Annotated in this window: 12 protein-coding genes; 5 read left to right on the top strand and 7 right to left on the bottom strand. The window is 52.8% G+C overall.

Annotated features, from left to right (window positions below):
- Position 1: 1 nt before the first annotated feature.
- On the bottom strand, positions 2-1,354 hold the full coding sequence (locus tag HJV72_RS07575; RefSeq protein ID WP_208070015.1) for an MATE family efflux transporter: 1,353 nt from the start codon (positions 1,352-1,354) through the stop codon (positions 2-4).
- Positions 1,355-1,481: 127 nt separating this feature from the next.
- Between HJV72_RS07575 and HJV72_RS07570 the strand changes: the two genes are divergently transcribed.
- Positions 1,482-2,006 carry a PadR family transcriptional regulator gene (locus HJV72_RS07570; protein WP_208070013.1) on the top strand — a complete coding sequence of 175 codons (525 nt, stop codon included), beginning with the start codon at positions 1,482-1,484 and terminating at the stop codon, positions 2,004-2,006.
- A gap of 104 nt (positions 2,007-2,110) precedes the next feature.
- Here the strand turns inward: HJV72_RS07570 and HJV72_RS07565 are convergent, their stop codons facing one another.
- The 6 genes from HJV72_RS07565 to HJV72_RS07540 all read right to left on the bottom strand — a co-directional run bounded on the left by HJV72_RS07565 (position 2,111) and on the right by HJV72_RS07540 (position 8,955).
- Entirely contained in the window at positions 2,111-3,445 is a 1,335-nt protein-coding gene (locus HJV72_RS07565; RefSeq protein ID WP_208070012.1) for a uracil-xanthine permease family protein, read from the bottom strand.
- 14 nt (positions 3,446-3,459) lie between these two features.
- Complete coding sequence (arcC, locus tag HJV72_RS07560; RefSeq protein ID WP_208070011.1) at positions 3,460-4,407, bottom strand: carbamate kinase; 948 nt, start codon at positions 4,405-4,407, stop codon at positions 3,460-3,462.
- A gap of 19 nt (positions 4,408-4,426) precedes the next feature.
- On the bottom strand, positions 4,427-5,620 hold the full coding sequence (gene ygeW / locus HJV72_RS07555; RefSeq protein ID WP_208070055.1) for a knotted carbamoyltransferase YgeW: 1,194 nt from the start codon (positions 5,618-5,620) through the stop codon (positions 4,427-4,429).
- Between the two features lie 27 nt (positions 5,621-5,647).
- On the bottom strand, positions 5,648-6,958 hold the full coding sequence (locus tag HJV72_RS07550) for a YgeY family selenium metabolism-linked hydrolase (RefSeq protein WP_208070010.1): 1,311 nt from the start codon (positions 6,956-6,958) through the stop codon (positions 5,648-5,650).
- Positions 6,959-7,031: 73 nt separating this feature from the next.
- Positions 7,032-8,276 (bottom strand): diaminopropionate ammonia-lyase, encoded by a 1,245-nt coding sequence (dpaL, locus tag HJV72_RS07545; RefSeq protein ID WP_208070009.1) that lies wholly within the window; start codon positions 8,274-8,276, stop codon positions 7,032-7,034.
- 28 nt (positions 8,277-8,304) lie between these two features.
- Positions 8,305-8,955, bottom strand: a complete 651-nt coding sequence (locus HJV72_RS07540; protein ID WP_208070008.1) for a helix-turn-helix transcriptional regulator — start codon at positions 8,953-8,955, stop codon at positions 8,305-8,307.
- Between the two features lie 281 nt (positions 8,956-9,236).
- Between HJV72_RS07540 and HJV72_RS07535 the strand changes: the two genes are divergently transcribed.
- The 4 genes from HJV72_RS07535 to hydA are packed head-to-tail and all read left to right on the top strand — an operon-like array spanning position 9,237 to position 15,114.
- Positions 9,237-9,395, top strand: coding sequence for a hypothetical protein (locus HJV72_RS07535; protein ID WP_208070007.1), 159 nt, complete (start codon positions 9,237-9,239; stop codon positions 9,393-9,395).
- Positions 9,386-10,717, top strand: coding sequence for a putative aminohydrolase SsnA (gene ssnA / locus HJV72_RS07530; RefSeq protein WP_208070006.1), 1,332 nt, complete (start codon positions 9,386-9,388; stop codon positions 10,715-10,717). Before HJV72_RS07535 ends, ssnA begins: the two co-directional genes overlap by 10 nt.
- A gap of 22 nt (positions 10,718-10,739) precedes the next feature.
- Positions 10,740-13,730: a putative selenate reductase subunit YgfK gene (gene ygfK, locus HJV72_RS07525; RefSeq protein ID WP_208070005.1), complete on the top strand. Its 2,991-nt coding sequence runs from the start codon at positions 10,740-10,742 to the stop codon at positions 13,728-13,730.
- Positions 13,731-13,746: 16 nt separating this feature from the next.
- Positions 13,747-15,114 (top strand): dihydropyrimidinase, encoded by a 1,368-nt coding sequence (gene hydA / locus HJV72_RS07520; protein WP_208070004.1) that lies wholly within the window; start codon positions 13,747-13,749, stop codon positions 15,112-15,114.

Here is a 15,114-nt window from a genome sequence, read left to right as displayed (position 1 = left end):
CTTACGGCATCGCAGATTCCAATTCTTTATGAAGACGTATGGCCATGTATAATGCAGCTGCGGCAGATACGATATCGGCAGCCGGCTGTGCATAAAGGACCCCTTGCAGCCCCCAGAGAGCCGGCAGGATGAGGATGGCAGGGACGAAGCAGAGCCCCTGTCTGCATGCCCCGAGAAGGCAGCCTTCTTTTGCCTTGCCCATGGCAAGGAAAAGAGAGGAATATACGGTATAAAAACCAAAACACAAGAACGAGAGACCATTTGCCCTCAGCGCTGTCGTGCCGATACGTACCATCTCCAGATCGTTTTTCGTAAATTGAGCTATGATATAGGAAGAGAATATGGCGGCCGCCAGTCCGAAGACCGTGCAGAACACCGTAGACCAGATGATGGAGGTTCTGACTGCTTCCCGCAGGCGGCCGTATCTTTTTGCGCCCCAGCTATAGCCGGCAATCGGCTGCAGGCCTTTTAGAAAGCCAAATACCATCAGGCTTCCTACGGACATGATCTTGGTTACAGGCCCCATAGCGGCAAGTGCCGAATCACCATAGGCTTTGGCGGTCCCGTTGACCATAGTGATGGAGAGGCTTGTAAGCAGCTGGAATATTAATGTGGGAATGCCTATTTTCAATATTTCGGACATGATTGCTTTCGTGAATCGGCATGCTTTGATATGGAAGCTGAATATGCTTTTTTTTCGGGCTATATATCCCAGATATATCAATGTTGAAGCAAACTGGGAGACGGCGGTGGCTGCCGCGGCACCCGCTACGCCAAGGTCCAGGCAGTAGATGAAGACCGGGTCCAGGATGACATTGATCAGAGCGCCTGCCATCAATACGCCCATTGTCGTCCTGGCGGCCCCTTCGCTCGATACGATATTGTTCATCGTCACGTTGAATACATTGAAGATGGACGAAGCTACGTAAATACCTGTATACGTAATGGCATAGGGCATGACGCTTTCCGTCGCGCCAAGCTGTCTTAAGATTGGCTTCAGGAACATGAGAGAGCATAGGATGGCCACGGCCCCCACTCCGACACTGCTGTATATGGCGGTGCTGGCAACTTTATCGGCTGTTTCCTTATCGCCGTGCCCGAGCAGTCTGGACAGATAAGAAGCCGCTCCGTTGCCGAACAGCAGGCCAAGCCCTACGACAACCTGCCCGAGCGGATATGCGACTGTAATCGCGCCCATCTGCCTTGTTCCAAGGCCCCCGACAAAATATGCATCAGCCAGATTGTACAATGCATTAATCATCATACCAATCATAGTTGGAAGGCCGAGTGCCAAAAGAGCCTTTGATACCGGTGCGCTTCCGAGCAGTTCCATTTTCTTGTTTTGACTATTCATACTTGATTCTCCTTCATTTCTTGACATTAGCCATGTGATGTTATACTATAAATTATAGTATAACAGAGGTGCATCGATTATACTACTATAAATTATAGTAAATGTCAAATGCAAAAAGGAGAAGATTATGGCAACGATAGATCTGATTGTACTTGGGATGCTGAAAGATGATGCTTTGAGCGCCTATGATATCCAGAAGCTGGTAGAGTACCGCAACATATCCAAGTGGGTCAAAATCAGCACACCTTCCATATATAAAAAAGTAATCCAGCTTGAGGAGAAGGGATATGTTAAGAGCAGTATCGTCAAAGAGGGGAAGATGCCGGAAAAGGCAATCTATTCTCTTACTGAGGCGGGAGAGAAGGAATTTGTCAGACTTATGTCGGATATATCTTCAAAACCGGTCCGCATCTTTCTGGACTTTAATGCGGTCGTCGTAAATCTTGACAAGCTTCCGGTACAGAACAGGAACCTGTGCCTGACGCAGATAGAAGAGAATGTGAAAAGTCTGAAAACGTACCTGGAAGAGAATATTGATATCAAAGAAAACAGTGCGAAGATTCCAGAGACGGGGAAAGCAGTGCTGCAGCAGCAGTATATACTCGTCCAGACTATTGAAACATGGATTGCTTCGCTGAAAGAGAATATCTGATTATGATAGCCTTGTGTGGCTGCCGGCTGTGATAAAGAAGGCTCCAGGCGTCCTGGGAATCATGGCAGAAACATGATTCTCAGGACGCCCGGAGCGCTATTGTCTCAGGAACGTGCCTCCAGATCCTTCGGAAGTATGATATTCAGCAGTACCGCAATCAATGTTGCAATGACGACCGGGGATTTGCCGAAGATCATCACGAACCAGTCTGGAAAGCTGTTAAGCGCGTCTGTTGCCTGGGAGATTCCCATGCCGAGCGCTGCCGCCAGGCCGACGATGGATGTATTCCGATAGGACATGTTTTCTGAAGTGATCAGCTTCATCCCGGTCATGGCGATCGACGCGAATACGGATACCGTAGCCCCGCCGAGCACCGCGTAAGGAATCGTCGTCAGGAGGGAAGAAAACTTTGGTATGAATCCCGCGGCCAGCAGCAGGGCAGCGGCAAGTCCAAGGACGCAGCGGTTCACTACTTTGGTCGTGGCGACGATGCCTACATTCTGGCTGTACGTAGCTGTCGGCAGCCCTCCCGCGAAAGCGCATAGGATATTGGTGATTCCGTATCCGACGATGCCGCCCTGGAGCTCGCTGTCTGTCGGCATCCTGTCGAGCCCCCCGCTTGTCGTCGCGGAGAAGTCCCCGATTGCCTGTATAGAGTTGATGGCAAAGAGCAGCCCGATGGCAACACAGGACGATATCTCGAATCGGATGCCAAAGTGAAGCGGCATCGGCAACTGGAATACAGAGGCCTGGGCGATGGGGGAGAAATCCACCATACCCATGCACAGGGCCGCCGCATATCCGCCCATGATACCAATCAGGATGGATGCCAGTTTAAAGATACCTCTGCCAAAGTGATTTAAAAGTGTCACGATTACGAGCGTGACCACTGCTATCATCCAGTTCTTCGCAGATCCGTAATCAGGGCTCCCCACTCCTCCTGCCATGTAGTTGATAGCGGTAGGATAGAGAGAGAGTCCAATCGTGAATACGACGGTTCCTGCGATGAGCGGCGGAAAGAACCGGCGGATCTTCTTAATAAACAAGCCTGCCAATACTGCTACGCATCCGCCCACTATCTGGGCCCCTAGTATTGTCGGTATATCAAAATCTTCGGCGATGTTCTGCATGCTGGGCAGATAGGCAAAGCTGATACCCATGATGATTGGAAGCCCGGAGCCTATCGTAAGCCATCGCGTCCTTATAAATGGAAACAGCTGTATGAGGGTAGAGATGCCGGACACGATCAGGGCCGCCTGAATGAGGATGACAGAATCCTTTTCAGACAGGCCGGCCACACCGGCAACGATAATCGCGGGCGTGACACAGCCTACGATCATGGCTACTACATGCTGGAGGGCAAGCGGCAGAGCCTGCTTTATATCAGGTACGCCGTTCAGATCAAATATGGAAGAGCGGGTCCGCCCTTTGTCTGTCATATGCGTCCCCTCCTTTAGTCTAAGGTGATGAGCGTTCCGGTCGTACCATTGATTCCATCCTTTGCCTTTTCCAGTAAAGTGATGAGCGCTCTGCGTCCCGGTTTGGAGGCGGCGAAGTCTACAGCGGCCTGAACCTTAGGGAGCATGGAGCCGGGAGCAAAATGTCCTTCTTCCATGTACTGCCTCATCTCGGACACAGATACGTGATCGAGCCACCGTTCTCCGGGCTGTCCGTAGTGGATGGCAGCTTTCTCGACAGCGGTCAGGATAATCAGAAAATCAGCATCCAGCTCCTTTGCCAGCAGGCAGCTGGCGAAATCCTTGTCAATGACAGCGCTTGCGCCTTTCAGGTGGTTGCCCTGGCGTGTGACGGGGATACCGCCGCCCCCACATGCAATGACGAGCTCGCCGGAATCGACCATAGCTTTTATCGTGCCGATTTCGATGATTTCTACCGGTTTCGGAGAGGCGACGACACGGCGGAAGCCGCGCCCTGCATCCTCCATCATAACGTAGTCATATTTCAATGCCATCTCTTTGGCCTGTTCTTCAGACACGAATTTGCCGATTGGCTTGGAAGGATTGCCAAAGGCAGGATCCTCTGGATCGACCCGTACCTGCGTAATCATTGTGGCAACCGGTATATTGTCGATTCCCCGGTCCAGCAGCTCTTCACGAAGAGCGTTCTGGAGGTCATACCCGATATAAGCCTGGCTCATGGCCACGCAGACGGATAAAGGGGTGTTGGGCTGGTCTTTGTCTTCATGGGTCAGGGCGAGCATGGCATTGTTGACCATGCCTACTTGGGGCCCATTGCCGTGGGCGACGACGACTTCGCATCCTTCCTCAATCAGATCCACGATTGCACGGGCCGTAATCTTGACCGCAGCCATCTGTTCCGGGAGCGTATTGCCGAGGGCGTTGCCGCCGAGAGCAATCACTACCCTTTTCTTTTTTGTCATAATGATGCCTCCTCATCCCTTACTTGAATACTCTCGGAGTTCCTTTTTCTTCAAGCTTCTTCAGGATGTCGGCAGGATCTGCGAATTTGGCCAGAAATATCATGGCGGCAATAATATACGGTTTAAAGCTGGCTTCTTTATATAACGGATCCCGGTAACGGTCAAATACGCTCGCGTCCACTTCGCCTTCGTCGCAGCTGACACCTGTAATGTCCGCAGGCAGGCAGTGCAGGTACAGCGCTTTGCCGTCCTTTGTCGTCTGCATGAGCTCTTCCGTACATGCCCAGTCTTTGTGCTGTGCGTTCTGTGCCAGAAGTTCCTTTTCGAGGGCATCAATTCCGGCCTGGTCGCCTTTGGCGTAGAGGTCCGTTCTCTTTTCCATGGCTGCGAACGGGGCCCAGCTCTTTGGATATACGATGTCCGCATCCCGGAAGGCTTCCTTCATGTCATTCGTCTTCGTGTAGGAACCACCAGATTTCTTTGCGTTTTCTGTGGCGACGGCCTCTACTTCGGGGAATACTTCATACCCTTCCGGGTGCGCGAGAACGACATCCATCCCGAAACGGGTCATAAGGCCGATGACGCCCTGTGGTACAGAGAGCGGTTTCCCGTAGGACGGAGAGTAGGCCCATGTCATGGCAAGCTTCTTGCCTTTTAAGTTCTCCACGCCGCCGAACTCATGGATAATGTGCAGCATATCTGCCATCACCTGGGTCGGGTGGTCGATATCGCACTGCAGGTTTACGAGCGTCGGCTTCTGCGCCAGGATACCGGCTTTGTTACCTTCTGTCACGGCATCTACGACGTCGTGCATGTAGGCATTCCCCTTTCCGATGTACATATCGTCACGGATTCCGATGACGTCGGCCATGAAGGAGATCATATTGGCCGTCTCGCGGACGGTCTCCCCGTGGGCGATCTGGGATTTCCCCTCATCTAGGTCCTGTACTTCCAGACCGAGCAGGTTGCAGGCGGAAGCAAAGGAGAACCGGGTGCGTGTGGAATTGTCACGGAACAAGGAGATGCCGAGCCCACTTTCAAAGACTTTCGTGGAGATATTGTTCTCACGCATGAAGCGGAGCGCGTCAGCCAGTATGAACACGGCCTCCAGCTCGTCGTCCGTCTTTTCCCAGGTGAGGAAGAAGTCCCCATTGTACATCTCTTTAAAGTTCAGTGCATTTAATCTGTCTATGTAATCCTGTAATGATTTCATCATCTATTACCTCCTCGTTTTTATATTTTATTTGCAGTATACAGATGGGAGAGCGGCATATACCGCAGCGCATCTGACAAGATCGTCTTTCCATGTCTTTTCATTCGGGGCGTGTGCCTGTGCTTCTGCACCGGGGCCGAATCCAATGCATGGAATACCGTTGCGGCCCATGATGGAGACGCCGTTCGTGGAGAAGGTCCACTTGTCGGTGAGCGGCCGGTCTTTTCTCAGCGCCTCTGTCTCCGGATTTCCAAGGCGGCGTTCGCCGTAGAGCCCTTTGTAGGCTTCTTCCAATGCTTTTGTCACTTTGTGGTCCTCCGGGATGACCCAGGTCGGGAAGTAGCATTCGATTGGGTAGACGCAGCCGGTATAGGAAGGCCGGTCATAGGTGTACATGGATACCTTTACGTCGTCTCCGTACTTTTTCACGCTCGGGAGCGCGCGGATTTCATCCAGACAGCTTTCCCACGTCTCACCGGCGGTCATGCGGCGGTCGAGTGAGACGGCGCAGGAGTCTGCCACCGCGCAGCGGCTCGGCGAGGTGAAGAAGATTTCGGATACCGTGACGGTGCCCCGCCCGAGGAAGATAGCTTCCTTCCACTGCGGATTGTACTTCTCGTTCAGCATCTTCACGAGCCCTTTGACCTCTGACTCGTCCGCATCGTCATTTTCGTTCAGGGCACGTACATCCTGCAGGATATCCGCCATCTTATAGATGGCGTTGTCGCCGCGTTCCGGTGCGGAGCCGTGGCAGGATACCCCCTGGACATCCACGCGGATTTCCATGCGTCCCCGCTGTCCCCGGTAGATGCCGCCGTCGGTCGGCTCTGTAGAGACGACGAACTCAGGACGCACCTTGTCTTCGTTGATGATATACTGCCAGCAGAGGCCGTCACAGTCTTCTTCCTGCACAGTTCCGGTCACGAGCACCTGGTACCTGTCGGAGAGAAGGCCGAGATCCTTCATGATTCTGGCGCCGTACACGGCGGAGACGATGCCGCCTAACTGATCCGAGACGCCGCGGCCCCCGATTTCCGTCTCCGTCTCGTACCCTTCATACGGGTCAAAGTCCCAGTTGTCTATATTTCCGATGCCAACGTTGTCGATGTGGGCGTCGAAGCCAATCAAAGTCGAGCCCGTACCCATATAGCCGAGGACGTTCCCCTGCGGGTCAATCTCCACCTTGTCAAATGCAAGCTTACGCATTTCCTGTGCAATCCGTTCGATGTGCGCCTTCTCGTCACAGCTCTCACCGGGGTACCTGACGATATCCCGCAGAAAAGCACTCATGTCGGCTTCATAATTTTTCGCAGTTTCTTTAATTTTATTAAAATCCATGAAAGTTCCTCCTTTTTCATAGGGGTCAGACCCCTTTAACGACAGGGGTCTGACCCCTATGCTAATTTTAAGACTATTCTGAAAATGGCGCTCTGTCTGTTCCGCACATTCCTTCCCATACTATCTCGTGGTACCGCTCAGGGTCTGTGTCGCCTTCGGATGACACGAGCAGCACGTCGGAGTGTTCATCAAGCTTCAGTGCTTCTTTTAATTCGTTGTATTCCGGCCGGGTCATGAGTGCGGCTAAGAGGCCCATGCTCACGGAACCGGATTCGCCGGATATGACCTGCTTGTCGCCGCGCAGCGGGGCGGCACAGATGCGGCAGCCGTTGGCGCTTACCCAGTCGGGGCATGAGACGAAGGCGTCGGCATGGTTCCTTAAGATATCCCAGGATACGGTGTTGGCCTCCCCGCAGGCGAGGCCGGCCATGATGGTGAGCATGTCGCCGTCCACGTCGATACAGCTGCCGTCTCCTTTGGAAGCAGAGCGGTAGAGGCAGTCGGCAGCTTTCGCCTCCACGACGACCATCACCGGGGGATTCTCTTTATAGCGGTTGGCGAAATAGCCGATGACAGCGCCTGCGAGGGAACCTACGCCTGCCTGGATGAACAGATGCGTCGGCCGTTTCACGCCGTCCTCTTCAAGCTGCTCCGCGGCCTCAGTCGCGAGTGTTCCATACCCCTGCATAATCCAGGTCGGAATCTCCTCATACCCCTCCCAGGCAGTATCCTGTACCATGATGCCGTGTTCGGTCTCTTCGGCTTCCCTCGCTGCCTTGCGCACACAGTCGTCATAGTTGAGGTCCTCTATCGTCACCGTCGCATTTTCCCTGGCGATATTCTCTAATCTTGTCCGGGTGGTGCCTTTTGGCATCCGTACGACACATTTCTGCCCGAGCCTGTTGGCAGCCCAGGCAATACCGCGTCCGTGATTGCCGTCTGTAGCAGTGAAGAAGGTGGCCTGCCCGAACTCCTCCCGCAGCTTTTCCGAGGTGAGCACGCTGTAAGGCACCTCGCTTACGTCTTTCCCGAGCTGTTTCGCTATGTATCTGGCGATGGCATAGGAGCCGCCAAGCACTTTGAAGGCGTTCAGCCCGAAGCGATAGGATTCGTCTTTCACGTACAGGCTGTTAAGGCCGAGATATTCTGCCAGCCCGGGAAGCTTCGTAAGCGGCGTTATGCCGTACTGCGGAAAGCTCTCGTGGAAGCTGCGTGCTTTGCGCATCTCTTCCTCCGACATGTTGGCGAGCTGAAGGTCCTCGCTTTTCGGCATGTTGTTCAATGTCCATCTTATTCCATTTGCACTTGAGTTACACACGGTATCGTACCCTCCATTTCATAATTGCTTATTTGTTGATTTCAACGTAACTGTATAGAGTATATTTGGAGATGCCGAAGTATTTGGCTACTTTGTCTCCTGACTTGGTAATGAGGAACGCCCCGGCATCGTTCAGAAATTTGATAGCTCTAATCTTATCCTCTTTTGTCATAAGTGCTGCGGGTACCCCTACGAGCTCGACAGACTCTGCGATGAGCTCATCAAGAAGCTCACTTACGTCATGGGTGATTTTCTTCGGCGGATTACCGGCTTCAGAACACGCCTCATTCTGCGGGCAGCTGGTAAGAGAGTGGATGCTACCCTCCAGTGCCAGCAGATTCGTTATATCATAATTGATGGAAAGGATATAACGTGGCCTTCCCTGGTCATCATTGATGTAGATTGTGCTGCATTTTAAAACACGCCCATTTTCTGTCCTGATCAGATAGGCCAGATGATCTTTCAACGGTCCGTCCTGGTGCTTTACCGCGTTCAGGACGGCGGCGGACGGTCCGTCCCCGAGACTGCGGCCTGTGATGTGCCCGTTTTCTATATGTACGATAGAGCTGTCGATGGAACTTCTGGTCAGATCATGCACGACGACTTCGCAGTTGCTGCCGAACTGGGCGGCCATCCCTGCGGCTATCTGTTTTAACATTTCGAGTCTGGAATCTGCCATTTTCTTCTGTGCCTCCTCCTATACTTAAAACTGTCTCCCTACACTCATCATAGCACAGAAAAAAATAAAAGCAATATAAAAATACAAAAATATTTAGCATACAAAAATAATTTTGTATGCAGCATTGCAATTTATATATATTGATGGTAGAATAAAGAAAACGCACATATAGATTGTTAAAAATTTACGAAAAAATTCGGTTGCATGGACTCCTGTGAATGTGAAATATGTTCAAATACAAGAATTGCATGGAATACATTGACATACATGGGAGAACCGATGTGAGAAGATACCGCGCAGGACGATCTGTCTCCCTGTCAGGCGTGGTGCAGGAGCAGCATAATTATAGAAAGACAGGTTCCGGAATATCGGCAGGCGCCATGGGAACGGCTGAGAGTTCTGGAACGGAACGAAAAGAGGAGGCGACATTATGTTGGTAATAGGCAACGGAAAGACTATTACATTAGATGCAGGGAATCCTTATATCGAAGACGGTGCGGCTGCCATAGACGGTAACCGTATCATCGCCGTCGGACCGACGCAGGATATAAGGAAAAGCTGGCCGGATGCGGAGTACATAGATGCAGGGGGGAAGGTAATCATGCCTGCATTCATCAATACCCACGAGCATATCTACAGCGCCATGGCAAGGGGACTGAGCATCAAAGGATACAATCCGAAGGGATTCCTGGATATCCTGGACGGACAGTGGTGGACGATTGACCGCCATCTTACGCTGGAACAGACGAAGTACAGCGCGGTGGACACGATGATATCCTGTATCAGGAACGGGGTGACTACAATCTTCGACCATCACGCCAGCTATGGACATATTACGGACAGCTTGTTTACGATAGCCGATGTGGCTAAGGAGCTGGGCATACGGGCCTGCCTCTGCTACGAGGTGTCTGACAGGGACGGCATTGACAAGGCTAAGGCCGCCGTGAAGGAAAATGCGGACTTTATCCGATATGCGCAAAAGGACGATACGGATATGCTGGCGGGAATGATGGGGATGCACGCCCAGTTCACGATTTCGGATGAGACGTTCGAACTGGCGGCAAAGAGCATACCCGATGAAGCCGGCTACCACATCCATGTGGCGGAAGGGATAGAAGATCTGCACGACTGTCTGAAGAAATATGGGAAACGCATCGTGGACCGCCTTATGGATCATGACGTGCTTGGCCCGAAGACGCTGCTTGGCCACTGCATCTACATCAATAAGCATGAGATGGATCTAATCAAGGAGACAGACACGATGGTCGTACATAACCCGGAATCCAATATGGGCAATGCCTGCGGATGCCCTCCGACGATGGAGCTCGTTCGCAGAGGCATACTGACCGGACTTGGCACCGACGGATATACCCACGATATGACTGAGTCGTATAAAGTTGCAAATGTACTGCACAAGCATCACCTGTGCGACCCGAACGCGGCGTGGAGCGAGGTGCCGAAGATGCTCTTTGAAAACAACGCCGCCATAGCGAACCGCTATTTCAAGGCACCGCTCGGCGTGCTGAAGGAGGGAGCGGCAGCCGATGTGATTATCGTGGATTATGATCCTCCTACCCGGCTGACGAAGGATAACATATACGGCCACATACTGTTCGGCATGACAGGCAGGGATGTCGTAACGACGGTCGGAAACGGACGCATCCTTATGAAAGACCGGGAGGTAAAGGTCATCGATGTGGAAGAAGCGATGGAAAAGTGTCGGGAACAGTCCGATAAGCTATGGAAGAGCATTAACGGGTGATGTATAATGAGGAGGTAATGATATGAGTGATAAGATGACATGTATGCCATTTTCCCAACTGATGGAATGGATACGGTCAGAGCATGACAAGTCGGGAACCGTGTTCGGCGTCCACCGCCCTTATCAGGCTGATGCTGACCGTTCTCTTATGATATTCGGAAGGAAGCTGGAGACGCCTATCGGACCCGCGGCGGGGCCGAACAGCCAGCTGGCGCAGAACATCGCGGCATCTTACTATGCCGGGGCCCGCTTCTTTGAGCTTAAGACCGTGCAGATTATGGACGGAGATGAGCTGGCCGCCTGTGTAAACAAACCGTGTATCAAAGCAGATGATGAGTGCTATAACTGCGAATGGTCCACGGAGCTCTATGTGCCGCAGGCACAGGATGAATATATTAAGGCTTGGTTCCTTCTGTCCTTTATGGCCAGGGAATATGGGCTCGGGGGCATGGATGGCTTCCAGTTCAACATCAGCGTGGGATATGACCTTGCAGGAATCAAGTCCCCGAAGATCGACAGCTTTATCGAGAACATGAAACATGCGGGACAGACAGATACGTTCCGGGAATGCAGGCAGTATCTGCTGGAGCATGCCGATGAGTTCACCTGCATGACAGAAGAGGATATCTGTAACATATCCCCGTATATATGCAACAGCGCGACAATCTCCACGCTGCACGGCTGTCCGCCCCAGGAGATTGAGAGCATAGCGGACTATCTGTTGAAAGAAAAGGGGATGCACACCTTCATCAAGTGCAATCCGACACTTCTTGGCTATGATTTTGCGAGACAGACGCTGGATAAGATGGGGTATGATTATGTGGCTTTCGGGAGGTTCCATTTTGAAGATGACCTTCAGTATGAAGACGCGGTACCGATGCTTGAAAGGCTCATGGAGCTGTCGGAAGGGCTAGGGCTTGAATTCGGCGTCAAGATTACGAACACGTTCCCGGTAGATGTCAAGGCAGGCGAACTGCCAAGCGATGAGATGTATATGTCAGGGAAATCGCTGTATCCGCTGTCCATCTCTCTGGCGGCAAAGCTTTCCGGAGCGTTTGATGGCAGATTGAGGATTGCGTATTCCGGAGGGGCGGACGCATTTAATATAGGACGCATCGCAGGATGCGGCGTATGGCCGGTGACGGTGGCTACGACCATTTTGAAGCCAGGCGGCTACCAGAGGCTTCTTCAGATGGCGGAAGCGCTTGACGGGCAAGTGAAGCCGTTTGACGGAATCGATGTGGCAGCGCTTGATGATGCGGCTAAGGATGCAGTCTGTGACAGACATCATATCAAGCCGGCGAAGATGCCGGTTTCCAGGAAGTCAGCCGAGAAAGTACCGCTTCTGGACTGTTACACCGCTCCATGCGAAGATGCCTGTCCGATTCATCAGGAAGTGCCGGCATATATGAAACTGTCCGGGGAAGGAAAATATGAGGAGGCAATGCAGGTCATCCTCAATAAGAACGCACTGCCGTTTATCACGGGCACCATCTGCGCACACGGCTGTATGAGCCGCTGCACGAGAAACTTCTATGAATCGCCGGTACAGATAAGAAATACGAAGCTGTTATGTGCGGAGAACGCTTATGAACATGCGCTCTCAACACTTGAGCGGAGGGGAAGCAGCGGTATAAAGACGGCTGTCGTTGGTGGAGGTCCTTCCGGTATGGCGGCGGCATATTACCTGGCGAGAGCCGGTGCGGAAGTGACGATATTCGAGAAGCGCCCGGTGCTTGGCGGTATTGTCAGCAGCGTGATACCGGATTTCCGTATCGATGACGCGGTGATAGCAAAGGATGCGTCATTTCTTAAGAAGCTTGGCGTGGATATCAGATGCGATACGGAGGCGCCGTCTGTCAGCGAATTAAAAGACATGGGTTATGACTCGGTGATTCTGGCAGTCGGGGCATATAAGAGAAGCAGCCTCGCGCTTCCGGGAGGAGAGCCGGTCAATGCGCTTGCGTTCCTGGAAAGGTTCAATGAACAGAAGGGCAAGCTGCCAATCGGAAGAAATGTCGTGGTGATCGGCGGCGGCAATACGGCTATGGACACGGCAAGAGCTGCCATGCGCTGCCCGGGCGTGGAGCACGTCTATCTTGTATACAGGAGGACGAAACGCTATATGCCTGCGGATGAACATGAGCTTCTTCAGGCAGTGGAAGACGGTGTAGAGTTCAGAGAGCTGCTGGCACCTGAGCGCATGGAAGAGGGAATGCTGGTCTGTAAAAAGACGGTTCTCGGAGCACCAGACGCGTCCGGACGTGCCGGCGTGACAGAGACAGAGGAGACAGAGAAGATACCTGCGGATACGGTGATAGCCGCAGTAGGGGAAAATGTGCCGACGGAATATTATGAGGCAAATGGCATCTCTTTGGATGAGAAAGGCCGGCCCAGGGTAGACAGCCGTCTGGGGACAAATGTACCTGGTGTGTACGTCATCGGGGACGGACTGTATGGCCCTTCTCTTGTTGTCAAGGGTATGGCGCAGGCGATGACAGCGGCAGAGGCAGTCATCGGAGGGCCAGTGACCGGCAGCATGGGAAGTCCGGCAGAGAAAGCCGGAATCTATGCCAGAAAAGGGATACTGAAAGAGCCGTCAGAAGAGCCGGAGGCAGAACGCTGCCTGGGCTGTTCTACCGTGTGTGAAAACTGTGTGGATGTCTGTCCGAACCGGGCCAACATCTCGTTGCACGTGCCCGGAATGGAAAAAGAACAGGTCATCCATGTAGACTATATGTGTAATGAATGCGGCAACTGCAGGTGCTTCTGCCCGTATGACAGTGCGCCGTACCTTGATAAATTCACCCTGTTTGCAACAGAAGCAGACATGGAAGAAAGCAGTAACGATGGATTTACGGTAACAGATATGGAGACCGGCCTGTGCTGCGTGCGTTATCTCGGCGAGATACATAAGATGGACGCGGAGGATGCGGGAGAGGTTCCGGAAGGGGTAGTACGTCTCATGGAGACGGTACGCAGAGATTACCCATATCTGGTTCCGGCCAAGTAGAAAGAAGGCAGGCAGTATGAAACGTTTATTCCGGGGCGGTACGGTAGTCGGCCCAGAGAGTTCAAAGAAGACAGATGTTCTGGTGAAGGGGGAAAAGATTCTGGCCATGGGCGAGAATCTTGACTTCCCCGATGCGGAAGTCATCGATGTGGAGGGGAAGCTTCTGTTTCCCGGCTTTATCGATGCCCATACACATATGGATCTGGAAGTGTCCGGCACGGTGACCGCAGATGGGTTTGACACGGGGACGAAAGCTGAGCTTTCAGGGGGCACTACGTGTATCGTGGACTTTGCCACGCAGAACAAAGGCGAAAGCCTTGCATATGCGCTTGAGCGCTGGCATGGAAAGGCGGATGGCAGATCGTCCTGCGATTATGCGTTCCATCTTGCCATGTCGGACTGGAATGAACAGGTATCGGAAGAGCTGGCGCAAGTAACGGCAGCCGGTATTTATTCCTTTAAGCTGTATATGACCTATGATGCTATGGTGGTGGATGACAGGACCATCTACGAGATACTGGCCAGGCTGAAAGAGCTTGGCGCTATTGCCGGGGTGCACTGCGAGAACAAGGGCATTATAGATGCCCGGGTGGCAGAGGTGATGAAGGAGAAGGGACACCGGGAAGACGTATCGGATTATCCGGGTACGCGCCCTCCGGCAACGGAGGCGGAGGCCGTGGGAAGGCTTCTCAAGATAGCCAGATGTGTGGACACGCCGGTTATCGTAGTGCATCTGAGCTCGAAGGAAGGGCTTATGGAAGTCAGAAGGGCAAGGGAAGCCGGACAGACCGTATATGTAGAGACGTGCCCCCAGTACCTTGTCATGGACGAAAGCAGATACTGCCTGCCGGATAATGAGGGCAGGAATTATATGATAGCGCCGCCGCTTCGGTCGAAGGAAGACCAGGAGGAACTCTGGCAGGCGCTCCGGGAAGGAGAGATTCAGACGGTCTGCACGGACCACTGCAGCTTTACGACTGAGCAGAAAAAGATGGGGGAGAAAGATTTTTCCCTCGTGCCGTGCGGGATGCCGGGAGCGGAGGAACGGCCCGGGCTTCTGTACCATTTCGGCGTGGGGCAGGGGCGTCTGACGCCGGAGCAGATGTGCAGATATCTGGCGTACAATCCGGCGAAGCTATATCATCTGTATCCGAAGAAAGGGGCGATTGCACCTGGTTGTGACGCGGATATCGTCGTCTGGAACCCGGATACCGAGTGGACCTTGTCGGCAGAGACGCAGAAGTCGGATACAGACTTTTGCCCGCTGGAGGGCACGGTGCTCAGAGGACGTGCGGAGCAGGTATATCTTCGGGGCGAACTGGCTGCGGAAAACGGAGAGGTTATAAAAGAATATTGCGGACGATACGTGACCGCGCAGGAATGA

It is taken from the genome of Extibacter sp. GGCC_0201 (genome assembly GCF_017566055.1).
GTDB lineage: Bacteria > Bacillota > Clostridia > Lachnospirales > Lachnospiraceae > Extibacter.
The sequence above is the reverse complement of the archived record's forward strand: the minus strand, read 5'-3'. Positions and strand labels throughout refer to the sequence as shown.